The organism is Streptodolium elevatio (assembly GCF_053592165.1).
Window position 1 is genome coordinate 84,835 of sequence record NZ_JBSFVE010000016.1, and the last position, 22,628, is coordinate 107,462.

Annotated in this window: 22 protein-coding genes, 1 pseudogene and 1 riboswitch; of the genes and pseudogenes, 13 read left to right on the top strand and 10 right to left on the bottom strand. The window is 73.9% G+C overall.

The window, feature by feature from the left end:
• Positions 1-113 precede the first annotated feature (113 nt).
• The gene (locus tag ACWD12_RS26960) at positions 114-365 is read right to left on the bottom strand and encodes an acyl carrier protein (protein ID WP_450101700.1); all 252 of its coding nucleotides are present in this window, start codon (positions 363-365) and stop codon (positions 114-116) included.
• 219 nt (positions 366-584) lie between these two features.
• Between ACWD12_RS26960 and ACWD12_RS26965 the strand changes: the two genes are divergently transcribed.
• Positions 585-1,586 carry a beta-ketoacyl-ACP synthase III gene (locus ACWD12_RS26965; protein WP_358360056.1) on the top strand — a complete coding sequence of 334 codons (1,002 nt, stop codon included), beginning with the start codon at positions 585-587 and terminating at the stop codon, positions 1,584-1,586.
• 76 nt (positions 1,587-1,662) lie between these two features.
• On the opposite strand, the gene ACWD12_RS26970 is transcribed toward ACWD12_RS26965, so the two are convergent.
• The 5 genes from ACWD12_RS26970 to ACWD12_RS26990 are packed head-to-tail and all read right to left on the bottom strand — an operon-like array spanning position 1,663 to position 6,451.
• Positions 1,663-2,472: an SDR family NAD(P)-dependent oxidoreductase gene (locus tag ACWD12_RS26970; RefSeq protein ID WP_450101701.1), complete on the bottom strand. Its 810-nt coding sequence runs from the start codon at positions 2,470-2,472 to the stop codon at positions 1,663-1,665.
• A complete protein-coding gene (locus ACWD12_RS26975; RefSeq protein WP_450101702.1) occupies positions 2,469-3,845 on the bottom strand; it encodes an acetyl-CoA carboxylase biotin carboxylase subunit in 1,377 nt (458 codons plus the stop codon). The genes ACWD12_RS26970 and ACWD12_RS26975 overlap by 4 nt, the downstream gene beginning before the upstream one ends.
• Before the next feature lie 7 nt (positions 3,846-3,852).
• Complete coding sequence (locus tag ACWD12_RS26980) at positions 3,853-4,395, bottom strand: acetyl-CoA carboxylase (RefSeq protein ID WP_450101703.1); 543 nt, start codon at positions 4,393-4,395, stop codon at positions 3,853-3,855.
• A complete protein-coding gene (accD, locus tag ACWD12_RS26985) occupies positions 4,392-6,197 on the bottom strand; it encodes an acetyl-CoA carboxylase, carboxyltransferase subunit beta (protein WP_450101704.1) in 1,806 nt (601 codons plus the stop codon). The genes ACWD12_RS26980 and accD overlap by 4 nt, the downstream gene beginning before the upstream one ends.
• Complete coding sequence (locus ACWD12_RS26990) at positions 6,194-6,451, bottom strand: acyl carrier protein (RefSeq protein ID WP_358360068.1); 258 nt, start codon at positions 6,449-6,451, stop codon at positions 6,194-6,196. Before ACWD12_RS26990 ends, accD begins: the two co-directional genes overlap by 4 nt.
• 290 nt (positions 6,452-6,741) lie before the next feature.
• Here ACWD12_RS26990 and ACWD12_RS26995 point away from each other — a divergent pair, with 290 nt between their 5' ends.
• Positions 6,742-7,560, top strand: a complete 819-nt coding sequence (locus ACWD12_RS26995; protein WP_450101705.1) for an AfsR/SARP family transcriptional regulator — start codon at positions 6,742-6,744, stop codon at positions 7,558-7,560.
• A 29-nt stretch (positions 7,561-7,589) separates the two neighbouring features.
• Here ACWD12_RS26995 and ACWD12_RS27000 read toward each other — a convergent pair whose 3' ends face one another.
• Entirely contained in the window at positions 7,590-8,456 is an 867-nt protein-coding gene (locus ACWD12_RS27000; protein ID WP_450101706.1) for a TetR/AcrR family transcriptional regulator, read from the bottom strand.
• A 22-nt stretch (positions 8,457-8,478) separates the two neighbouring features.
• Positions 8,479-9,507 (bottom strand): ABC transporter permease, encoded by a 1,029-nt coding sequence (locus tag ACWD12_RS27005; protein WP_450101707.1) that lies wholly within the window; start codon positions 9,505-9,507, stop codon positions 8,479-8,481.
• A 147-nt stretch (positions 9,508-9,654) separates the two neighbouring features.
• On the opposite strand from ACWD12_RS27005, the gene ACWD12_RS27010 reads away from it, so the two are divergent.
• The 6 genes from ACWD12_RS27010 to ACWD12_RS27035 all read left to right on the top strand — a co-directional run bounded on the left by ACWD12_RS27010 (position 9,655) and on the right by ACWD12_RS27035 (position 16,400).
• The gene (locus tag ACWD12_RS27010; protein WP_450101708.1) at positions 9,655-10,242 is read left to right on the top strand and encodes a TetR/AcrR family transcriptional regulator; all 588 of its coding nucleotides are present in this window, start codon (positions 9,655-9,657) and stop codon (positions 10,240-10,242) included.
• Between the two features lie 149 nt (positions 10,243-10,391).
• A complete protein-coding gene (locus tag ACWD12_RS27015) occupies positions 10,392-10,970 on the top strand; it encodes a DUF1707 SHOCT-like domain-containing protein (protein ID WP_450101709.1) in 579 nt (192 codons plus the stop codon).
• A 76-nt stretch (positions 10,971-11,046) separates the two neighbouring features.
• On the top strand, positions 11,047-13,293 hold the full coding sequence (locus ACWD12_RS27020; RefSeq protein WP_450101710.1) for a primosomal protein N': 2,247 nt from the start codon (positions 11,047-11,049) through the stop codon (positions 13,291-13,293).
• Positions 13,294-13,450: 157 nt separating this feature from the next.
• Complete coding sequence (gene def / locus ACWD12_RS27025; protein WP_450101711.1) at positions 13,451-13,996, top strand: peptide deformylase; 546 nt, start codon at positions 13,451-13,453, stop codon at positions 13,994-13,996.
• A gap of 5 nt (positions 13,997-14,001) precedes the next feature.
• Complete coding sequence (gene fmt / locus ACWD12_RS27030) at positions 14,002-14,961, top strand: methionyl-tRNA formyltransferase (protein WP_358360094.1); 960 nt, start codon at positions 14,002-14,004, stop codon at positions 14,959-14,961.
• A complete protein-coding gene (locus tag ACWD12_RS27035) occupies positions 14,958-16,400 on the top strand; it encodes an RsmB/NOP family class I SAM-dependent RNA methyltransferase (RefSeq protein WP_450101712.1) in 1,443 nt (480 codons plus the stop codon). Before fmt ends, ACWD12_RS27035 begins: the two co-directional genes overlap by 4 nt.
• Before the next feature lie 246 nt (positions 16,401-16,646).
• Here ACWD12_RS27035 and ACWD12_RS27040 read toward each other — a convergent pair whose 3' ends face one another.
• Positions 16,647-17,576, bottom strand: a complete 930-nt coding sequence (locus ACWD12_RS27040; protein ID WP_450101713.1) for a TIGR03620 family F420-dependent LLM class oxidoreductase — start codon at positions 17,574-17,576, stop codon at positions 16,647-16,649.
• A gap of 157 nt (positions 17,577-17,733) precedes the next feature.
• On the opposite strand from ACWD12_RS27040, the pseudogene ACWD12_RS27045 reads away from it, so the two are divergent.
• The 4 genes and pseudogenes from ACWD12_RS27045 to ACWD12_RS27060 all read left to right on the top strand — a co-directional run.
• Positions 17,734-17,985: pseudogene (locus tag ACWD12_RS27045) on the top strand (helix-turn-helix domain-containing protein); the annotation flags it as partial.
• A 51-nt stretch (positions 17,986-18,036) separates the two neighbouring features.
• Complete coding sequence (locus tag ACWD12_RS27050; protein ID WP_450101812.1) at positions 18,037-18,528, top strand: SbtR family transcriptional regulator; 492 nt, start codon at positions 18,037-18,039, stop codon at positions 18,526-18,528.
• 83 nt (positions 18,529-18,611) lie between these two features.
• On the top strand, positions 18,612-19,079 hold the full coding sequence (locus ACWD12_RS27055) for a spore germination protein GerW family protein (RefSeq protein ID WP_450101714.1): 468 nt from the start codon (positions 18,612-18,614) through the stop codon (positions 19,077-19,079).
• A gap of 156 nt (positions 19,080-19,235) precedes the next feature.
• Positions 19,236-19,997, top strand: coding sequence for a hypothetical protein (locus ACWD12_RS27060; RefSeq protein WP_450101715.1), 762 nt, complete (start codon positions 19,236-19,238; stop codon positions 19,995-19,997).
• 143 nt (positions 19,998-20,140) lie between these two features.
• Here ACWD12_RS27060 and rpe read toward each other — a convergent pair whose 3' ends face one another.
• The gene (rpe, locus tag ACWD12_RS27065) at positions 20,141-20,830 is read right to left on the bottom strand and encodes a ribulose-phosphate 3-epimerase (RefSeq protein WP_450101716.1); all 690 of its coding nucleotides are present in this window, start codon (positions 20,828-20,830) and stop codon (positions 20,141-20,143) included.
• A gap of 227 nt (positions 20,831-21,057) precedes the next feature.
• A riboswitch (FMN riboswitch) is annotated at positions 21,058-21,201 on the top strand.
• A gap of 196 nt (positions 21,202-21,397) precedes the next feature.
• Here rpe and ribD point away from each other — a divergent pair.
• Positions 21,398-22,627 carry a bifunctional diaminohydroxyphosphoribosylaminopyrimidine deaminase/5-amino-6-(5-phosphoribosylamino)uracil reductase RibD gene (gene ribD / locus ACWD12_RS27070; RefSeq protein WP_450101813.1) on the top strand — a complete coding sequence of 410 codons (1,230 nt, stop codon included), beginning with the start codon at positions 21,398-21,400 and terminating at the stop codon, positions 22,625-22,627.
• Position 22,628 lies beyond the last annotated feature (1 nt).

Sequence of the window (22,628 nt, forward strand, 5' to 3'; positions counted from 1 at the left end):
AACGCATCCTCTTGTTGATTCGCTCGCTCCGCTCACTCATGCCGCCACCCCGCTTCGCTCGGCGGCCGCATTCGCGAAACGCATCCTCTTGTTGATTCGCTCGCTCCGCTCACTCATGCGGGGAGCCTCTCGTTCAGGTAATCGATGAAACCGCGGGGAGTCTTGAGGTCGTCGATGGCGTCGTCGGGGATGGCCACCTTGTACTCGTCCTGGAGCTTCGTGGCGATCTCGTAGACCAGCAGGGAGTCGAAGCCGAGATCGGTGAACTCCGTGTCGATGATGTCGCCTTCGAGGTCGGAGTGGCCGTCCAGGCCGGTGCAGTCACGCAGTGTCGCCCGGAAGTCTTCCAGGGTGTATTTGGGCATCGTTGGCTTCCCATCGCCGCGGGGACCGGTGTGTCTCCACGGTCGTGGACGGTGCTCCATCGCGGCTGGAGAACCACTGGACCACCGTGACCCCTGCCGCTGCCCCGAGCCGTGCTCGACCGGGGCTCGGGGCGCGGCGGTGAGGGTGGCGGAAGGCAGGCCGTGCCGGCGGGCCGCGGACGCGGCTTCGCCGACGGCGGTAGCGAGAGGTGGGATCCGATGAAACGACTCGAAGGACAGGCCCCCGTGCGGTACGCGCGCATCCTGGGCGTCGGCGCGTACCGCCCGGAGCGCTCGGTGGACAACGCCGAGGTCTGCGCGCTCATCAACTCGTCCGACGCGTGGGTGCAGTCGCGCTCCGGTATCCGCACGCGCCGCTTCGCGGGGCCGCACGAGACGCTCGAGATGATGGCGGCCACCGCGGCCGGAAAGGCGTTGGCCGCCGCCGGGATCGAACCGGCAGACGTGGACTGCGTCCTGGTGAGCACGATCTCGCACCTGCGCCAACTCCCGGGAATGGCACCCGACCTCGCGGTGCGGATCGGCGCCGGCGGAGCGGGGGCGTTCGACATCTCGGCGGCCTGCGCGGGCGGCTGCTACGGACTCGCCCTCGCGGACTCGATGGTCCGCGGGGGCAACGCCCGCCACGTCGTGGTGGTCGGCGCCGAGCGCATGCGGGACATCATCGACGCCGAAGACCGGTCGCTGGCCTTTCTGTTCGCCGACGGCGCGGCGGCGTGGGTGGTGGGGCCCTCCGACGAGCCCGGTATCGGGCCCGTGGCGTGGGGGAGCGACGGCGAGGCGCTCGACGCCCTGACCATGACACGCACCTGGGGGGAGTTCCGCGACGACCCCGAACTGCCGTCGCCGGTCCTCTACATGGACGGCCGCAGGGTGTTCCGGTGGACCGCCGGGGAGATCGCCAAGGTGTGCCACACGGCGCTGGAGAAGGCCGGGGTGACGGCCGCCGACCTGGGGGCGTTCATCCCGCACCAGGCGAACCTGCGGATCACCGAGGTGCTGGCCCACGACCTGCGGCTGCCGGAGCACGTGGCGGTCGCCGACGACGTGGTCACGTCCGGCAACACCTCCTCGGCGTCGGTGCCGCTGGCCATGGAGGCGCTGCTCGCGTCCGGGCGGGCGTCGTCGGGCGACCTGGCGCTGCTCGCGGGTTTCGGTGCGGGGCTCGCGTACGCGGCCCAGGTCGTGGTGCTGCCCTGACGGCGGAAGGGCGTGCGGACGGCATCGGGCCCCGGCGCGAAGTGCGCCGGGGCCCGATGCCGTTGGCGGGTCCGGCTCAGTAGTTGCCCAGGCCGCCGCAGACGTTGATCGCCTGGGCGGTCACCGCGGCCGCGGCGTCCGAGGCCAGGTACGCCACCATCGCGGCGACCTCCTCGGGTGCCGTGTAGCGGCCGAGCGGAATCTTGGCCTCGAAGCGGGCGAGCACGTCCTCTTCGGTGGTGTCCCAGGCCGCCGCGTAGCCCTGCCGCACCTTCGCGGCCATCGGCGTCTCGACGAACCCCGGGCACACCGCGTTGACGGTGATGCCGGTGCGGGCGAGTTCGAGGCCCAGCGCCTTCGTGAAGCCGACCACGCCGTGTTTGGAGGCCGAGTACGGCGCGGCGAGCACCACGCCCTGCTTGCCGCCCGTGGAGGCGATGCTGATGACGCGCCCCCAGGCACGCTCGCGCAGTCCGCCGCCGGTCAGCACCTCGCGGGTGACCCGGAAGACGCTGTGGAGGTTGGTGTCGATGACGTCGAACCACAGCTCGTCCGGGAGTTCGGCGGTCACCCCGCCACCGCTGCGGCCGGCGTTGTTGACCAGGATGTCGACCGGCCCGAACCGGTCCACCGCGGCGGCCACCATGTCCCGGACCGACGCGCCGTCGCGTACGTCGCACGCCGATCCGGCGGCCTCGACGCCGGCGTCGCCGAGGTCCTTGACGGTGCGCTCGACGTTGTCGGCGTCGCGCGCGGAGATGAACACGCGGTCGCCGGCCGCCCCGAGCGCCTGGGCGACGGACAGACCGATGCCGCTGGTCGCGCCCGTCACCAGTGCGGTGCGCGGGGCGCGGGCGGATGCGGGCGAGGACGGAGCGGTGCTCATACGGAACCTCCCGGGTCGTGGGGATCGGCCGCCAGGAACTGCGCCACGAAGGCGGTGTCGTGCTTGGCGTGCCGGAACAGCGGATGGTCGATCACCTCGCGCAGGAACGCGGCCGTGGTGTGCACGCCCGGCCCCGTGATGTGGAACTCGTCGAGCGCGCGCTGCATGCGGGCGATGGCCGCGGGGCGGTCCGGCGCCCAGACGATCAGCTTGGCGAGGAGGGAGTCGTACACCGCGGGCACCCGGTAGCCGGGGTAGCCGTGTGTGTCGACGCGTACGAACGGACCGCCCGGCGGCTCGAACCGGGTCAGCACGCCGGGCGCGGGCGCGAAGTCCCGCCGCGGGTCCTCGGCGTTGAGCCGGCACTCGATCGCGACGCCGCGCACCGCGACGTCGTCCTGCGTGAACGCCAGCCGGGCTCCGGCGGCGACCCGGATCTGCTCGCGCACCAGGTCGATGCCGGTGACCATCTCGGTGACCGGATGCTCCACCTGGATACGGCAGTTCACCTCCATGAACGAGAACGAGCCGTCGGGCGCGACCAGGAACTCGAAGGTGCCGGCGCCGACGTACCCGGCCGCGAGCGCGCCGCGGACGGCGGACTCGCCCATGCGCTCGGCCAGTCCGTCGGGCAGCGCGGGGGCGGGGGCCTCCTCGACGAGCTTCTGGTGGCGCCGCTGCACCGAGCAGTCGCGCTCGCCGAGATGTACGCCGTTGCCGTACGCGTCGCACAGGATCTGGATCTCGACGTGCCGCGCCGAACCCAAGTAGCGCTCCACGTACACGCGTCCGTCGCCGAACAGGGTCTGCGCCTGTGCCCGCGTCTCCTGGTACGCGCGGGCGAACGCGGCCGGCTCCGGCACCACCCGCAGGCCGCGCCCGCCGCCCCCCGCGGCGGCCTTGATGATGACCGGGTACCCGATCGAGTCGGCCACCGCGAGGGCCTCGTCCGCCGTACCGAGCGCGTGCAGACTGCCCGGCAGCAGCGGCAGCCCGGCCTCGTGCATCAGCGCCCGGGCGGCGGTCTTGTCGCCGAAGCGCTCGATGACCCCGGGCGGCGGCCCGATGAACACGATGCCGTTGGCCGCGCACTCCTCGGCGAGGACCGGGTCCTCGGAGAGGAACCCGTAGCCGGGATGGACCGCGTCCGCGCCGGTGCGCAGCGCCGCCTCGACGATCGCGGGCACGCTGAGGTAGCTGTGCCGGGCGGCCGCCGGGCCGATCTGCACGGCCTCGTCGGCGAACCGGACGACCGCGGAGTCGCGGTCCTCCGTCGAATGCACGGCGACCACGCGCAGGTCGAGTTCCTTGCAGGTACGCGCGACGCGCAGGGCGATCTCGCCCCGGTTCGCGATCAACACGGTGGAGAACATGCGTCCCTCATTCCGCGGCGGCGTCCAGCGCGACGAGCGGCTGGCCGTACTCGACGGGCTCGTTGTCGTCGACGAGGAACCGTGCGATACGCCCGGCCCGGTCCGCGTGCACCGGGATCATCAGCTTCATCACCTCGACGATGCCGACCTGGCGGCCGGGGGCGACCAGGTCGCCTTCCGCGACGAAGGGCGGCGCGCCGGGTTCGGGGGAGCGGTAGAAGGTGCCCACGCTGGGTGCGGCGATGGTGCGTTCGCCGGGGGGCCCGGCGGCGCGGGTGTCGGGCGGCACGGGACCGGCGGGAGCGTTCGCCGTCGCGGGGGTGGAGGAGGGGGCGGTCGGCGCGGGGTGGTCGGGTGCGACGGGTGCGGCGGACTGCCACTCCAGTTCGACGAGGACGTCGCCGGCCCGTACGCGCACGGCGGACGGTGCCGTGCTCAGGTCGACGATCAGGCGGGTCGCGTGCTCACGCACCGCGCCCACCAGATCGATCAGTTCGGCGGCGGTGTCGGGGGCGAGGTCGTGGACGGGCTGTTCCGGGGCGAGGGTCACTGGTCCTGCTCCTCTGCGGTCGGATGCGGGGGCGCGCCCACGGGTGCGTCCGGGGACCTTTCCGGGGATGTGTCCGAGGGCGTGTCCGCCGTCGTGTCCGCGGTCGTGCTCGGGGCGCCGGTGGGCGCACCGAACGCGCGGAATTTGGCGAGGCGTTCGGCCATCAGACGCTCGCCGCCGAGCGGTACGAGCGCGTCGAGCGCGGCGCCGACGACGGCGGCGAGGTCGGCCGCCATCCGCGCGGGGTCGGCCTGCGGTCCGCCTTCGGGAACCGGGACTACGCCGTCGACCGCGCCGAGTGCCAGGAGTTCACGTGCGTCGAGGCGAAGGGCGGCGGCCGCGTCGGCGGCGCGCGCCGGGTCGTCCCACAGGATCGCGGCGCAGCCCTCGGGACTGATGACCGAGTACACCGCGTCCGCGAGCATCACCACGCGGTCGGCGACGGCGAGCGCGAGGGCGCCGCCGCTGCCGCCCTCGCCGGTGACCACGCTGACGATCGGCACCGGGAGCGCGGCCATGAGGCGGATGCTCTCGGCGATGGCGACGCACTGGCCCTGCTCCTCGGCCTCGATGCCCGGGTATGCGCCCGGCGTGTCGACGAACGTCAGTACGGGCGCCCGCAGCTTCGCGGCCAGCCGCATCAGGCGCATCGCCTTGCGGTAGCCGGCCGGCGTGGCCATGCCGTAGTTGCGCGTCGCCAGTTCGGCCAGGCTCTCGCCCTTCTCGTGGCCGATGGCGACGACCGTGCGTCCGGCGAACCGGGCGGTGCCGCCGACGATTGCCGGGCAGTCGCCGTGCGCACGGTCGCCGCGCAGCTCCTGGAAGTCGTCGAGGAGGTGCGCGAAGTAGGAAAGGGTGCCGGGTCGTTCGATCGCTCGGGCGGCGCGGACCGTCGCCCAGGGGTCGCGTGGCGGCAGGAGCTCCGGATCACGGACGAGCGGGTCCGGCGGGCCTGGCTTCAGGGCGTCGGCGGCCGACGGCTCCGGTGGGGCCGCGGCGGTCAGCAACTTGGCCAGTACCGAGCGCAGTTCCGCGCGTTTGGCGACGACGTCCACGATCCCGTGTGCCAGCAGGAATTCCGCCCGCTGGAAGCCCGGCGGCAGTTCCTGGCGGATCGTCTGGGCGATCACCCGGGGGCCGGCGAACCCGAGTCGGGCGCCGGGCTCGGTGACGATGACGTCGCACAACGTGGCGTAGGACGCGGCCACCCCGCCGAACGTGGGGTCGGTGACCAGCGACACGGTCAGGACGCCCGCAGCGTCCAGCCGGGCCAGGGCGCCGCTGGTCTTGGCCATCTGCATGAGCGCGACGATGCCCTCTTGCATGCGGGCTCCGCCCGACGCGCACACGAGCAGCAGCGGTACGCGGTCGTGCAGCGCGGATTCGGCGGCCTCGGCGACCAGTTCGCCGACCGCGCCGCCGAGGCTGCCGCCCATGAAGCGGAAGTCCATGACCGCGGCGACGACGGGTCTGCCCTCGATCGTCCCGCGTACGCACACGACGGCTTCGTCGAGCCCGGTCGCGGCCCGGGCCTGAGCCACCCGTTCGGGGTACGGTCTGGAGTCGGTGAACCCGAGCGGGTCAGCGGTGTACGCGGCGCCACCGACCCGCGACACGCTTGCGGCGTCGAAGAGTTGGCCGATGCGCTCGTCCGCGGTCAGGGGATGGTGGTGGCCGCAGTCGGGACATACCCGGTGGGCGGTCGCGAACCGCTTCGCGTACACCAGCGAGCCGCATCCCCGGCAGGCGAGCCATCGGGGCGGCGCCGTCGGGTCGGCGATCGCGGCGACACTCGTGCTCATGCCGGTTGCTCCAGCAGCCCGTTCACGAGGCCGATGAACATCCCTGGTGTCCTGGCCTCCTGCACGGCCTCGTCGGCGATCGCGATCCCGAACTCGCGTTCCACGATGGCCGCGACCTCCAGCAGTGCGAGCGAGTCGTAGCCCAGGTCCGCGAACGCGACCTCGACGATGTCCCCTTCGAGGTCGACGTCCTCCTCCTCGCCGGCGGCGCGGCGCAGGATGTCGGTGAACCCCCCGAGCGTGAGCTGATTCATCGTGATGCCCCTTGATCCGATGGTGTGTTCGAGACGACTGCACCAGCGTTCGGGGCACGTCTGGAGCCTCACTGGAGCCCGACAAGGGCGCGGGGCGAACGGCCGGCGCACGGCGCGGTACGAGTCGGCGCGAGGCGGAGCGGGCCGGGTCGAGACGCGAACCCGCGGCGCGGCAGCCGTCGTTCCGGTTGTCGCAAGGTCACCAATCGTTTACATGGAGTGCCTTATCGGAACAGACTGCTCCGACTAGCATCCGTCGAGGACGACCCCGGAACCCGGAGGCGTGACAGATGCGATTCGCGATCCTCGGCCCGCTGCGCATGACCGGCGTGGGCGCGCCGACGGTCCCCAAGGCGCCGAAGCAGAGACAATTGCTCGCGCTGCTCCTGCTGAACGCGAACCAGGTGATCCCGGTTGGCGTTTGCATCAAGGAGCTGTGGGACGACCAACCGCCGGACAGCGCGCTGTCCACGTTGCAGACATACGTGCTGCATCTCAGACGCGTGCTGTGCGGCGTACCCGAGATCGGCACGATGCGCGCGGCCAAGCAGGTACTTGCGACGGCCGAGCGCGGGTACCGCTTCTCGGTGCCGGACGGCAGTCTCGACCTGCACCTCTTCGACGAGGGGGTACGCAAGGCCCGCGACGCGCTCGCGGACGGCGACGACGCGCGCGGCTCGGCGCTGCTCGCCCGCGCCTTGGACATGTGGGAGGGTCGGGCGCTCACCGGCGTCCAGGCCGGGCCCGTGTTGCGGGCGCATGCGGCGATGCTGGAGGAGTACCGGCTCAGCGTTCAGGAGACCCGGATCGAGGCGGATCTCCGGCTCGCCCGGCACCACGAACTGATCGGTGAACTGAGCGCGTTGGCGACCCGCCATCCGACCAACGAGAACGTGCGGGCGCAGTTGATGCTCGCGCTGTACCGGTCCGGCAGGCAGGCGCACGCCGTGGAGGCGTACCAGCGCCTGCGGCGCACCTTGAGCGCCGACCTGGGCTTGGACCCGTCTCCGCGGATGCGGCGCTTCCTCCAGGCGATGCTGGAGAACCACCCGAGCCTGAACAGCCCCGCGGCGGCGGGCGCGGGCGCCGCGGGGGACCGTTCGGCCTGAGGCGCCGGTCTGGCGTGCGGGGACGGCGGTCACTCCGGCGGGAGTTCGTCCGCCGCTTCGTACCTTGCTTCGTGCGCGGCTTCGTGCGCGGGCCCGGGCGCGGACTCGGATCTGGAGCGGAGCTCGGACCCGGCCTCGGCCTCGGCCGACGGTGGCGGGGCGAACGCGCCGATCCAGCGGCGCTGGTAGTCCGCCCAGGTCGGGGCCGGGCCCGGGAGCGAGCCGGCCGGTGCCCGCAGCCCGTCCAGAGCCAGGGCCACCAGCCGCTCCCGAGCGTGGAGTTCCTCGGCGAGCAGCTCGGCGGGATGGTCGCCGTCCAGGGGGAACGAACCCGGATAGCGGCCGAACAACTCGATGAGGCGCTGGATGTCGACGAGCGAGACGTCGCCGCGCAGCCCGCCGCCCACCCGGGCGCGGTCCACGACCGCCTGGAGCAGGGTGCTCGCCCGGTCACTCGTCTCGATCATGTCCGGGGTCACCGGAATGGTCCCGGCGACGATGGACACCGCACCGGCGCGGAGCCGGATGCAGCGCTGCACGAACCGCGCGAACGCCCCCCAGGGATCCGCGTCGTCGGCGAGCGCCGCCTCCGCCTCGGCGATCATCTGCTCCATCGTCAGGCGGCAGAGGGTCTGGATCAGCTCGGTCTTGCTGCCGTACCGGCGGTAGAGGGTGCCGACGCCGACGCCCGCGCGGTGCGCCACCGCGGCGACGGTCGCCTGGGCACCGCGCGTGGTGAACACGTCGCGGGCGGCGGCTAGTACGAGGAAGTCGTTGCGTTCGGCCTCGGACTGGCGGCCGCGTCCCAGCGGGGGCCGGCGTACGGCGGCCCCCAGCACGTCGGCCTCGTCGGTGCACACGGGGTGCGCTGCGTCGCTGCGATGATGTCGGGTCACGTGGCCGTCTTCTGGCGGGCCGTCAGGGACTGGCGGCGGGACGGGTACGCCGGTCGAGCAGGGCCGCCGCGGCGATGAGTCCGGCGGCCAGGACCATCCACCCGAGCAGTACGGCCAGTGGACGCGCCGCGCCGTGCCCGTCGAAGAACGCGGTGGACCGCAGCAGGCTACCGCCGGCGCCCGGCGGGAGGAACTGTCCGAAGGCTCCCCAGGGTTGCGGCAGCATCTGCGGGCCCGCGGCGACCCCGGACAGCGGATTGCCGACCAGGAACATCAGGACCGCGCCGACCGCCATGCCGGGGCGTCCGAACACCGCCGCGAAGCCGATGATGGTCACCCCGATCGCGAACATCATCGCGGCGAGGACCGCCGCGTTGAGCGCGAACGGCCCGCGGATCGCCTCCACCCAGCCCTGCATCAGCCCTGTCGCGCACACCCCGCCCACCAGGGAGAACGCCGCCGCGGCCACGACCCGCCACCGTACTTGCGAGACCAGCAGGGTCAGCAGGATGCCGCTGAACATCCCGGTGAGGACCAGCGGCAGCATGCCCGAGTTGAGGCCCGTGCCGCGCGGGTCGCCCGACGCGGGCGGCACCAGGTCGTCGACCGGGACCGGCCGGCCTCCGTTCGCTCCCGCCGCGACCTGTTCGAGCAGTTGCGCGACCGGCACACTCGCTCCGGACGCGACCAGGACGCGAGGCCCCTCCGGGCCGACCACGAGCGCACCGTAGTCCTTGCGGTCCAACACCCGGTCGCGGGCGGCCGCTTCGTCCTCGGCGACGTGCACCTTGAACGCTCCGGGGTCCGCGCGGCGCAGCCCCTCGACGATCTGCGCGACGGCGGGCGGCGGCCCGGACACGGAGATCGGCACGTCGCGCGGGTGCAGCCGGGCGTTGGGCCACGCGAACAGCACCAGCATCCCGGCCTGGATCACCACCAGGGCGCCCGCGACCAGCGCGGCGATCCGGCGCGGGGGAAGGTTCACCGGGCCGGCGTGCGCGCGGTGCGCGGCGGCTTCGGGTTCGGCGTGCGGCGTACTAGCCGAGGACATGGACACTCCCTGCCGGTCGGATGGGTCGAACGGATCGAACGGATCAAGCGGTTCGAACATGGCCGAACGGGTCGGACGACGACGCGGCGCGAACTCCGTGGCGATGTCGGGCCGCAAAAAGAAGAACGCTCGTTTTATTATTCTGGCATGCCCAAAGTCGCGCAGGCCCATCTCGATGCCCGTCGCCGCCAGATTGTGGAGGCGGCCCGGCGCTGCTTCGCCCGGAACGGCTTCCACCGCACGTCGATGCAGGACGTGTTCGCGGAGTCCGGGCTGTCGGCCGGAGCCGTCTACCGGTACTTCGCCGGCAAGGACGAATTGATCGCGGACATCGCCGCCGGGGCGGTCGGCCAGGTCCGCGCCTCGGTGCGGGCACTGCTCGACAGCGGCCGCGACCTCTCCCCGGCCGACACGCTGGCCCGGCTCATCGACGACCTCGGCGCGTTCCGCGACCCGGACGGCACCGGCCGCCTCATGATCCACGCGTGGGGCGAGTCGCTCGGCGACCCGGCGCTGCGCGAGGTCATCGCCGCCCTCAACCGCGAGATGCTGGACGAGCTGGCCGAGGTCGCGGACGGGTTCGTCGGTGCCGGGCACCTGCCGCCCGACGCCGACCGCCGCGCGGTCGCGCACACCCTGCTGTCCCTCATGCAGGGGTACGTCGTGCAGTTCCACGTGACCGGCGACCTCACCCCCGAGCGATACCTCGTCGGCCTGCGCGACCTGCTGGGGTGACGCCCGCGCGGCCCCGCCGACTCGGGCGGCGAGCCCGGGAGAGGGGCCGGGAGCGGGCCGCGGGCAGTCCAGGAAGAGACCGGAAGACGCCCCGAAAAGTGGGGCTAGCCCCATGGGCACACCCGATCGGCGTGCCTAGCCTCGGAGTCATGCTGAGGCAACCGGCCATGCGGGCTTCCGACGTCGACCGCGAAGCGGCGGTCGAACTCCTGCGGACACATCACGACCAGGGTCGCCTGACGCTGGACGAGTACACCGACCGCATCGGTGCCGCGTACTCCGCGGTGACCCTGGGGGAACTGGCCCAGCTGCTCAAGGACCTGCCGCCGCCCGAGCACCTGGAGTACGACGTCGAGGTGCTGCGCGCGGCCTGGCAGCGGTCCGCGGCGGTGCAGCCGGTGGCCCCGCCGTCCCCGAGACCCACGCGCGCGGAACCGCCCGTTCCGCCGCCGGTCCCTGTCGCCGTCCCTGTTCCCGTCCCGGCGCGGGCCCGGCAGGCGCGCGAGGAACGCGAGGAGCGTCGGCGCGGGGTGAGCGCACGGAGCGTCCTGCGCGGCCTGTGGACCGCGGTGCTCGCGGTGACCGCGGTCAACGTCGCCATCTGGCTGCTGGTCCTGGTCACCGAGCAGCCGGTCTACTTCTGGCCGATCTGGGTGTTCGGCCCGCCCGCTGCGCTGCTCGGTGCGGCGGAGCTGTGCGTACGGCGGCACAGCGGGCCCGGCTCCTGACCACCCGCGCCGGCGCGGGGTGCTCCGGGGCGTGGCCTGCCCCGGCTCTGTCGCCCTGATCTGGGAAGATGCCCGGGTGGGTGAGCACTGCGCGGGGGACCGGCCGGACGACGACTCCACTGCTCCCGCCGAGCAGTTGGAGATCGCCGTCGCCGCCGCGCGCAAGGCCGCCAAGTCCGCCAAACCGCGCAAGCCCCCGGCCCTCGCCGCCGAACTGCCGGTCGCCCGCGTCGTCGTCGACAAGGCGCTGTCCCACCTCGACCAGTACTTCGACTACGCCGTGCCGGAGACCATGGCGGAGACCGCCCAGCCGGGCGTGCGGGTGCGCGTACGCTTCGGCGGCCACGCCGCGGGAGACCGGCGCCGCGGTGGCGGCCTGATCGACGGAATCGTCGTCGACCGGCTCGCGGCGAGCGACTACTCCGGGCCGTTGGCCCGCATCGAGCGTGTGCTGTCGCCGGAACCGGTGCTGCCCGCCCGCATGTTGGACCTCGCCCGCGCGGTCGCCGACCGCTATGCGGGCACCCTGGCCGACGTCCTCTCGCTCGCGCTGCCGCCCCGACACGCGCGCGTCGAGACCGAGCCCGCCACCGATCCGCTGCCCGCACCCGGCCGCCCCGAGCCAGGCAGCTGGGCGCGGTACGCCGACGGGCCGCGGCTGCTGGAGGCGCTGGCGACCGGGGAGTCGCCGCGTACCGTCTGGACCGCGCTGCCCGGCCCGACCTGGCCGGGGGAGATCGCGCTGCTGCTGGCCGCGGTGCTCGCGTCCGGGCGCGGCGGGATCGTCGTGCTGCCGGACGGCAAGGCCGTCGCGCGCGTCGACGAGGCCATGGAGCAGTTGCTCGGGCGGGGGCACCACATCGCGCTCACCGCCGAGGTGGGTCCGGAAGAGCGCTACCGCCGCTGGCTTGGCGTCAGCCGGGGGACGGTCAAGGCCGTCGTCGGCACGCGCGCGGCGATGTTCGCGCCGGTCGCCGACCTGGGGCTGGTCGCCCTGTGGGACGACGGCGACACCGCGCACTCGGAACTGCACGCGCCGCAGCCCCACGTGCGCGAGGTGCTGGTGATGCGTGCGCTGCGCGAGCAGGCGGCGTTCCTCGTCGGCGGGCTGACGACCTCGGTCGACGCCGCGCAGCTGGTGCGCTCCGGATGGGCGCAGCCGGTCGAGGCCGACCGGGCGCGCGTACGCGAGGCGGCGCCCCTGCTGCGCACGGTCGGCGACTTCGACCTCGCCCGGGACGACGCCGCGCGCGTCGCACGCCTGCCGACGATGGCCTGGGACGTCGCCCGCCGAGCACTGGAGTCCGGGCCCGTGCTGGTGCAGGTGCCGCGGCGCGGGTACGTGCCGCACGCCGCGTGCCTGCGCTGTCGGGCGTCCGCCCGCTGCACCGCGTGTGTGGGACCACTCGAACTCACCAGCTCCGAAGGGGCGTTGGTGTGCTCGTGGTGCGGGCGGCACGAGGTCGGCTGGCGGTGTGCGGAGTGCGGCGGGGCCAAGTTGCGGGCGAACGTGGTGGGTGCGCGCCGTACCGCCGAAGAACTCGGCCGGGCGTTCCCGCGCGTGCCGGTGCGCACGTCGGGGCGGGACGCGGTGCTGGCGACGGTGCCGGACGTCCCCGCACTCGTCGTCGCGACCCCCGGCGCGGAACCGGTCGCGGCGGGCGGATATGCCGCCGCCCTCCTCCTCGACGGCTGGCTCCTGCTCAACCGGCCCGACCTGCGCGCCGGCGAGGAAGCCCTGCGCCGCTGGCTGGGCGCCGCGTCCCTGGTCCGCCCGGCGTCGGAGGGCGGCGCGGTCGTGATCATCGCGGAGCCGACCCTGCGCGCGGTGCAGGCCCTCGTACGCTGGGACCCCCAGGGCTACGCCCGCACCGAACTCGCCGAACGCGCCGAGTTGGGCCTGCCGCCCGTCTCGCGCATGGCCTCGGTCACCGGGTCGCCCACGGCCGTCGCCGAGCTGATGCGCCTGGTACGCCTGCCCGAGGGCGCCGAGACCCTCGGCCCGGTCCCGGCCCCGCCGCCGAGGAGCCCGCAGGCACCGGCGAACACCCGTACCTCCCGGGCACGTACCAAGTCCGCCGCGGCCCGCGCGGCCATAGATCGCCCCCCGGCCCCCGCGTCCGACGCCCCCGGCCTGTGGACCCCGGGCCGGCAGGCCCCCGAGCCGCCGCCCGAGGAACGCCGCGAACGCCTTCTCATCCGCGTCGCCCCCGGCCGAGGCGCGGAACTCGCCGCGGCGCTCAAATCCGCCCAAGCGCTGTGGATGTCCAGAGGCCCCGCCGAGACCGTCTGGGTCCGCATGGATCCCCTCGACATCGGCTGAACCCAGCCGGACCGCCGAGCCCGTATGTGCGGGGCGGCGGTTGGCCGGGAGGTTGTCTCGGCCGGGGAGGGGGGTGGGGCGTCGGTAGACTGGGCGGGTTGAGGGGGTGCCGCCCCTTGGTCGTGTCCTCCGTCTCCGGTCGAACGGGAGTTCTTCTGTGGCAGTTCAGCCGATCCGCCTTTTCGGTGATCCGGTGTTGCGTACCGCGGCGGACCCGGTGACGGTCTTCGACAAGGAGCTTCGGGTCCTGGTCAAGGACCTGACGGACACGATGACGGACGCGCCCGGGGCGGGGCTGGCGGCTCCGCAGATCGGGGTGTCGCTGCGGGTCTTCACCTACTTCGTGGACGGCGAGATCGGGCATCTGGTCAACCCGGACCTGGACCTGTCCGACGACGAGCAGGACGGCCCCGAGGGGTGCCTGTCGCTGCCGGGGCTGGCGTACGACACCAAGCGCGCCTTCGGGGTCGTGGCCAAGGGCTTCAACATGTACGGCGACCCGGTGACGATCGAGGGCACCGAGCTGCTCGCCCGGTGCATCCAGCACGAGACCGACCACCTCGACGGCATCCTCTTCATCGACCGGCTCGACCGCGAGCAGCGCAAGGCCGCGCTCCGGGCGATCCGCGAGGCCGAGTGGTCCGGTCAGGCGCCCCCCGCCGTCAAGGTGTCGCCGCACGGGACCTTCGGAAAGGCGCTCTGATTCCGATGCGTCTGGTTTTCGCGGGGACACCCGAGGTCGCGGTCCCGTCGCTGGAGGCGCTGATCGCCTCGCGGCACGAGGTGGTCGCGGTGGTCACACGTCCGGACGCCCCGGCCGGCCGGGGGCGCAAGCTGCGCCCGTCACCGGTCGCCGAGCGGGCCATGGAGGCGGGCATCGAGGTGCTGCGCCCGGCGCGGCCGCGGGAGCCTGAGTTCCTGGCGCGGCTGGCCGAGATCGCGCCGGACTGCTGCCCGGTGGTGGCGTACGGCGCGCTGCTGCCCAAGGCGGCGCTCGACATCCCGGCGCGCGGCTGGGTCAACCTGCACTTCTCCCTGTTGCCCGCGTGGCGCGGCGCGGCCCCCGTGCAGCACGCCGTCATGGGCGGCGACGACGTGACCGGCGCGTGCACCTTCCAGATCGAGGAAGGCCTCGACTCGGGGCCGGTCTACGGGTGTGTGACCGACGACGTGCGCCCCACGGACACCAGCGGCGACCTGCTGGAGCGCCTGTCGCGGTCCGGCGCGCGCCTGCTCGCGGCGACCATGGACGGCATCGAGGACGGCCAACTCGTGGCCGTGCCGCAGCCGCCCGACGGTGTGTCGCTCGCCCCCAAGGTGACCGTGGCGGACGCCCGGGTGGACTGGACGACGCCCGCGCTGCGCGTGGACCGCGTCGTCCGCGGCTGCACGCCCGCGCCCGGCGCGTGGACGACGTTCCGCGGCGAGCGCGTGAAGCTCGCACCGGTACGCCTGCGCGCGGGCGACTCCGAACTCGCCCCCGGCGAGATCGCGGTCGAGCGCAAGGTCGTCCGGGTCGGCACCGGCAGCCACGCCGTCGAACTGACCGAAGTGCAGCCCCAGGGCAAGCGCATGATGGCGGCCGTGGACTGGGCCCGGGGCGTGCGTCCCGAGTCCGGCGAGCGCTTCGGCGCGGAAAACGCCGCCGCGAGTGGAGAAACCGAGTGACCCGTCCCGTCACCCCCGGCCGGTCGCCGCGCAGCCCGGGAGGCTCCGGCGGCAAGGCGTCCCGCACCTACCGGCGGCCGAAGCCCGACGCCGCGCGCCGTGCCGCGTTCGACGTGCTGCGCGCGGTCGACGAGCGGGACGCGTACGCCAACCTGGTTCTCCCCGGGCTGCTGCGCGACCGCCGCATGACCGGCCGCGACGCCGCCCTCGCGACCGAGCTGGTGCACGGGACGCTGCGCCGCCAGGGCACGTACGACGCGATCCTGGACCGCTGCGTGGACCGCCCGATCGGCGAGGTGGACCCGCCGGTCCTCGACGTGCTGTGCCTGGGCGCGCACCAACTGCTCTCCACCCGGATCCCGACGCACGCCGCCGTCTCCGCGACGGTCGAACTGGCGCGCGGCGTCCTGGGCGACGGCCGGGCGAAGTTCGTGAACGCGGTGCTGCGCAAGGTCTCCGCGCGCGACCTCGGCGAGTGGCTCGACGAGGTCGCGCCGCCGTACGACGAGGACGCCGAAGGCCACCTGTCCGTCGTGCACTCGCACCCGCGCTGGGTCGTGGGCGCGCTGTGGGACGCCCTCGGCGGCGGCCGCGAGGGAATCGAGGCACTGCTCGCCGCGGACAACGAGCCCCCGGCCGTGACGCTCGTGGCGCGCCCCGGCCGCTCGACCCTCGACGAGCTGTACGCGGCCGGCGCCGAGCCGGGGCGCTGGTCACCGCTGGCCGCGGTGCTCCCCGAGGGCGACCCGGGAGCCATCGCCGCGGTCCGCGACGGGCGGGCCGGCGTGCAGGACGAGGGCAGCCAACTCGTCGCGCAGGCACTCGCCGAGGCCCCGGTCGCCCCCGTCGACGGCGGTGAGCGGCGCTGGCTCGACCTGTGCGCGGGCCCCGGCGGCAAGGCCGGCCTGCTCGCCGCGATCGCGACGCAGCGCGACGTGTCGCTGCTGGCCGTCGAGCGCCGCCACCACCGCGCCCGACTGGTCCGCAACGCGATCGGCTGGAACACGAACCACCAGGTCGTGACCGCCGACGGCACGCAACCGGCATGGGAGCCGGGCGTGTTCGACCGGGTCATCGCCGACGTGCCGTGCAGCGGACTCGGCGCGCTGCGCCGCCGTCCGGAGTCGCGGTGGCGCCGCCGCCCCGAGGACATCGCCGAACTGGGGCCGTTGCAGAGGCAGTTGCTCGGGACCGCGCTGGATGCGGTGCGCCCGGGCGGAGTGGTGGCGTACGTGACCTGCTCGCCGCACAAGGCCGAGACCCGTGCCGTCGTGGACGACGTGCTCGCGACGGAGGCGGGGGAGGGCTTCGAACTGGTCGACGCCCGCGAGCTGTTCCCCGGCGTCACCGACCTCGGTGCGGGGCCGGACGTCCAGCTGTGGCCGCACCTGCACGGCACCGACGCGATGTACCTCGCGCTCCTGCGCCGCACGGTCTAGTGCTGTGGCCGGGAAGGTTTGCCGGTTCCTGGTGTTCGGTGCCGTGCATCGCAAGGCGCAGGCCCGAAGCTCGTACTCGGTCGTACTCGCGAGGGTCTGCAACGCGGCGAGGTGGGGTGCCGGGCGCCGGGAACCGGTGAACCTTCCCGGTCACAGCACTAGCGGCGCCGACCGGTTGCGCCGACGATTGGTCGTCGGCGACCGGTCGCGCGGGCTGCGCGCGTGCAGGCTCGACCGGCGCCCGTCCTAGGCCGCCGCGCGCTCCAGGACCAGTGCGGGCGCCAGTTCGCGCCACTCGGGGCGGGGGAGCGCGGCCGGGTCGGCGGTGAGCACCTGTACGCAGACGTGGTCGGCACCCGCGTCGAAGTGCTCGCGGACCCGGCGGCGGATCGTGTCGGCGTCGCCGTACGCGACGATCGCGTCCACGAGGCGCCGACTCGGGACGCCGGCGATGTCCGCGTCGCCGAAGCCGAGCCGACGTACGTTCGCCTCCTGGTGCGCCGCCTGGCCGACGTACCCGGCGACATGCGCGGTGGCCAGTTCGCGCGCGCGGACGAGGTCGGTGTCGAGGATGACGGCCTGTTCGACGCCGAGGAACGCGTCCGGTCCCAAGATGTGGCGGGCTCGCGCGGTGTGTTCGACGGAGACGAAGTACGGGTGCGCGCCCCACGCGCGCTCGGCGGCCAGTTCCAGCATCTTCGGCCCGAGGGCGGCCAGCACCCGGCGCGGCGCCGGTCGGGGGTCGGGGCCGTGCGCGGGGACCGCGTCCATCGAGTCGAGGTACCCGCGCATCGTGGCGACCGCGCGGCCCCGTGCGGGCATCGGGTAGCCGTCGAGCTTGTGGACGGTGTCGTCGACGCGGTGGCCGCCGAGGCCGAGGATGTAGCGGCCGGGGAATGCCTCACCGAGCGTGCGAGTGGCGGTGGCCGTGGCGATCGGGTCGCGGAACGCGATGTTCGCGATGCCGGACGCGACCGTGATCCCGCGCGTGGCGTTCAGCAGCAGGGCCGCCTGGCCGAAGGTGTCGCGGCCGAACGCTTCGCCGAACCAGATGGCGGTGTAGCCCAACTCTTCTGTTTCCGCGGCGGATTCGCGGACCAGGGTGGCGGGCTGCGGATCGAACGCGAACGTCCAGATGCCCACGCCGCCGAGGGTCGTACGGGTTTCGTCGTGCACGTGGTGCTCCCATGCGGAGATGACCGGCAATAAGCGGAGAGGTTCTCCGCTTGCTCTCGGGATAAGATACGGAGAACCTCTCCGTTTGGCTAGCGGGCCGGTCGGCGGGACTCGGCTCGGGACTCGGCTCGGGACTCGGCTCAGGGATGGAGCGACGGTGGCGAAGACGGGCAGGACGGCAACACCCGTGGGGCAGCGCGCCGACGCGCGCCTGAACCGCGAACGCATCGTGGCGGCCGCGCGCGAGGTGTTCGCGGAGGACGGTCCCGACGCGTCCCTCAACGAGATCGCGCGCCGCGCGGGGGTGGGGCCGGGGACGCTCTACCGTCACTTCCCGAACCGCCGCGCGCTGGCCGCCGCGGTCGTCGTCGAGCGGGTCGAGATTCTCGTCGCGCACGCCGACCGCCTGCTGGCCACGGACGTCACCGATGTCACTGACGCTGCGCATGCCCGGGGTTCCGTGCATGCCCCGGACGCCGCGCATGTTCCGGACGCCGCGCATGTCGCGGACGCCGCGCATGTCGCGGACGCCGCGCATGTCGCGGACGCCGCGCATGTCGCGGACGCCGCGCATGTCGCGGCCCACGCAGGGGCCGCCGACCCGGCCGCTGCTGCGGCGGCCGCGGCCGCGGACGCGGCACTCGTCGAGTGGTTCCGCGCCTTCCTCGCACACGCCCGGCTCCACCAGGGCACCGCGGTGGCGGCGATGGCCGAGGAGTCTGCGGACGGGGAGGCGGACGGGCTCGGCGTCGACTGCCACCGCCTCATCACCGACGCCGCGGCCGCGCTGCTCGCCCGAGCCCAACGCACGGGCGCGGCCCGCCCCGACGTCGCATCCGACGACCTGGTGCAACTCGTCGTCGGCATCGCCCTGTCGGCCGGCCTCGGCGGCGACGACGAACAACCCGAGCGCCTGCTCGCCCTGGTGCTGGACGGTGTCCGCGGCCGATGACGTGCGCGGGCCTGTGGCCTTGCCGCTGAAAACCTCCCTCCCCGGGGCTGTTCCCCACCCGGGCGCGCGGCCAGCATGGGTACATGCCTGCCTCTCGTGATCCCGCCCCGATCCCGGACTCCCTGGCCGCCGAACTCGCCACGCCCGCCTACCTCGACGCGGCGCGGGCCGCGGGAGTCGGGGTGGGCGCCACCCTCCTCGAACGCCTCGCCGGCGCGCTCGGCAAGGCCACCGCGGCGTCCGCGGTGTTCGGCGAACCGGTCACCAACGGCGGCGTCACCGTCGTCCCGGTGGCCACCGCCCGGTTCGGGTTCGGCGGCGGCGCGGGATCCGGACGGCAGGACTCCGCGCTCGGCGAGGGCGGCGGAGGCGGGGGCGGCGCGACGGTGACGCCGACGGGGTTCATCACGATCGCCGACGGCCAGGCGACGTTCACCCGATTCCGCGACCCGTGGACGGACATCGTCCTGCCGGCCGCGGCGGCCGTATTGCTGTCGGTGGGCTCGGCGGCCGCCGCGCAGATCCTCCGGCGCGGACGCCGCGGCCAGTGAGTGCGGCCGCTGTCGGGCCTGCCCGGGGTCGTCCGTTCCGGTGAACCTGGCGCCTGTCCCGCGGGAAACTCGAACGCCGCGAGATAACCCAGCTGATCAGGGCATACCGGTGTAATCCGCCAAGCATCGACGGCGGCCCACCCCGGAGACCCCCCGATGCCCGACGCGCCGCCCCCGCTACGCCGCCGGAGCGCCACCGCGCGTACCGGCGCCGCGCTCAAGGGCGAGTGGCAGCGCGTCATCGCCGTGCCCTTCGCGGAAGTGCGGCGCCGCGGCCCGCGCGCGATCCCGCTGGCGCTCGCCTCGACCGCGCTGGTGGCTTTCTTCCATGCGGTCCAGCAGTTCGACTGGGGCGCCGACACCACGCGCGTGCTGGGCGGCGTACGCGCGGACCTGCCGTGGTGGCCGGCTCTGCTCCGCACGCCCGTCTCGCTGTTCGTGCCCGCCCCCGACCTGCCGGTATGGGGTGCGCTCGCACAGGTGCTCGTCGTCTTCGGGTTCGCCGAACTGGTCCTCGGGCGCGCCCGCACGCTCATGATCGCGTACCTCGCCACACTCGCGGGCACCATGGCCGCCCGCGCCATGATCGCCCTCGGGCCGGACCGCTTCCTCGGGATCGACGACAGCCTGGGACACGTTCTGGACACCGGCCCCTCGGCAGCGGTCGTCGGCCTGGTTGTGGCCCTCGCCTGGGTCTGCCGCGCGCCCGTGCTGATGGCGCTCGTGTGGGGGCTGATGATCGCCGAGGTCGCCTGGAAGCCGAACCTGGCCGGGCGCGAACACCTAATCGGCATGGCCGCCGTGCTCGTCTACGTCGCGCTCGGCGAGACGTGGCGCCGCGGACGCGAAGTGCGCGACGGCGCCGAGTGGGTCGCGGGCACCGACGAGGCGAAGGAGCGTACCGCCGCCCGTTTTTGACGCCTCCGGCAAGGGGCCGCACCGAACGCCGAGCACGAACGCCGAGCACGGACGCCGAGCACCGCCGCGGAGACTCGCTCAGATGGAGCGGCCGCAGGGGTGCCCGGCGTTCGGTGTTCCGCGTGCGACGTTCGGCGCTTGGTTCAGTGGGCGCAGGCCCAGGGGGCCGCCGACAGGGACTGAGCGGCGAGCGCGCGGAGCCTGTCCACCGCCGCGCCCGGGTCGCGGCCGTCGTACACCGCGGAGCCCGCCACGAAGACGTCGGCGCCGGCCTCGGCGCAGCGCTCGATCGTCTCGGCCGAGACGCCGCCGTCGACCTGCAGCCACATGTCCAGGCCGTGCTTGCCGATCAGCTCACGGGTGCGGCGGATCTTCGGCAGCATGATGTCGAGGAACTTCTGGCCGCCGAAGCCCGGTTCGACGGTCATGACGAGGATCATGTCCAGCTCGGGCAGCAGGTCCTCGTACGGCTCGATCGGCGTGGCCGGCTTGAGCGCCATCGACGCGCGGGCACCGGCCGCGCGGATGCTGCGGGCCAGCCGCACCGGCGCCGCGGCCGCCTCGACGTGGAAGGTGACGCTGCCCGCGCCCGCCTCGGCGTACGCCGGGGCCCAGCGGTCCGGGTCGGCGATCATCAGGTGGGCGTCGACCGGGGTGTCGGACGCCTTCAGGATCGACTCGACCACGGGCAACCCGAGGGTCAGGTTGGGCACGAAGTGGTTGTCCATGACGTCGACATGCAGCCAGTCGGCGTTCGCGACCTTCGCGGTCTCGTCCGCGAGGCGCGCGAAGTCGGCGCTGAGGATGCTCGGGTTGATTTGCGGCTTGGCCATGAGGACAGACTGCCATCCCGAGGGCCCGCATCGGGAATCAGGGGCGGCTTGCCCGGATCCGCCCGGCGAAGCGCCTCAACCTCGTCGACACCCGGCCCCACCAGCCAACTGACGGTTCGTCAGGTAGCCGCGTGCTCGCGCTCTGTGCGCGTGATGGAACACACAGAAGCGGCAAGGTCAAGGACGTGGCGCGTCGTGGCACACTTCCAGGTGTACGAATGTCACGTACGCGCGCTCCGGGGTCGGTGAAAATCCGAACCGGCGGTAAAAGTCCGCGAACCGGTTGACGCCCTCCGACCCGGAGGCGCCGGCCGGCCGAACCGGTGGAATTCCGGTGCCGACGGTGAAAGTCCGGATGGGAGGCAGCGCGCGGCGGGTGGCTTGTTCGGCGTGCCGGCATACCCTGCCATGCGCCCGAGCCGCTCCGTCCTGCCTTCCTGCGGCATGCCCGCAAACCCCCACCCCGGTCCACGCGTCCGCGACGACGTCCATGTCATGTCGCGTCGATGCGGAGGAGACCGGGTGTCCGGCGAGGTGGCCCCCCAGGGGTTCGAGGCGGAAACGCACATGCGGCGCGCGATCGCGCTCGCCGCGCGCGGCCTCGGCACCACAAGCCCCAATCCCGTCGTCGGCTGCGTCGTCCTCGACGCACACGGCGAGGTCGCGGGCGAGGGCTTCCACGAGGTCGCCGGCGGCCCGCACGCCGAGGTCGGCGCGCTGCGCGAGGCCGAAGACCGGGCGCGCGGCGGAACCGCCTTCGTCACCCTCGAACCCTGCGCCCACACCGGCCGCACCGGGCCCTGCGCCCAGGCGCTGATCGACGCCGGGATCACCCGCGTCGTGTACGCCGTCTCCGACCCGAACCCGCAGGCCGCCGGCGGCGCCGAAGTGCTGCGCGCGGCCGGCGTCGACGTCACCGGAGGCGTCCTCGCGGCCGAAGCCGCGCGCGGCAACGAGGCCTGGCTGACCGCCACTCGCCTCGGCCGCCCCTTCACCACCTGGAAGTACGCCGCCACCCTCGACGGCCGCATCGCCGCCGCGGACGGCACCAGCCGCTGGATCAGCTCCGCCGCCTCGCGCGCCGACGTGCACGCCCTGCGCGCCTCGGCCGACGCGGTCGTGGTCGGCTCCGGCACCCTGCTCGCCGACGACCCGCACCTCGCGGTCCGCGGCGACGCCGCCCGCCCCCGTGACCGCCAGCCGCTGCGCGTCGTCGTCGACACGTCCGCGCGCATCCCCGCCGACGCCCGCGTACTCGACGACGCCGCCCCGACACTGCTCGCGGTCGCCGACGACCTGCCCGCCGAGACCGCCGCCGAGCTGGCCGAACGGGTCGCCGGACGGGCCGAGATCGTCGCGCTGCCGCGTACCGCCGGGGGCCTCGACCTGCACGCGCTCGGCAAGGAGCTGTACGTGCGCGGCGTGCGCTCGGTGCTCCTGGAGGGCGGCCCGACGCTGGCCGGCGCGTACGCCGCGGCCGGTCTGGTCGACAAGGTCGTCGGCTACCTCGCGCCCGTCCTGCTCGGCGCCGGACCCGCCGCCCTGGGGCCGGCCGGAATCAGCACCATCACCGAAGCGTTGCGCCTGACCGTCGAGGAGGTGGCGGACGACCGGTTCGGCGGCGATCTGCGGATCACCGCGCGTGCCGCGTCGCACGACCGCCTCGCCGACGGCCAGGGCACGGGCGACACCCACGGTACGAACGGCACCACCGGTGGCGCGCACCGTCCCGCGCGGCCGGACCAGTCCCGAACCGCGCCGCCCCAGGCGGCGGACCACCCTGTGAAGGAGTCCTGAC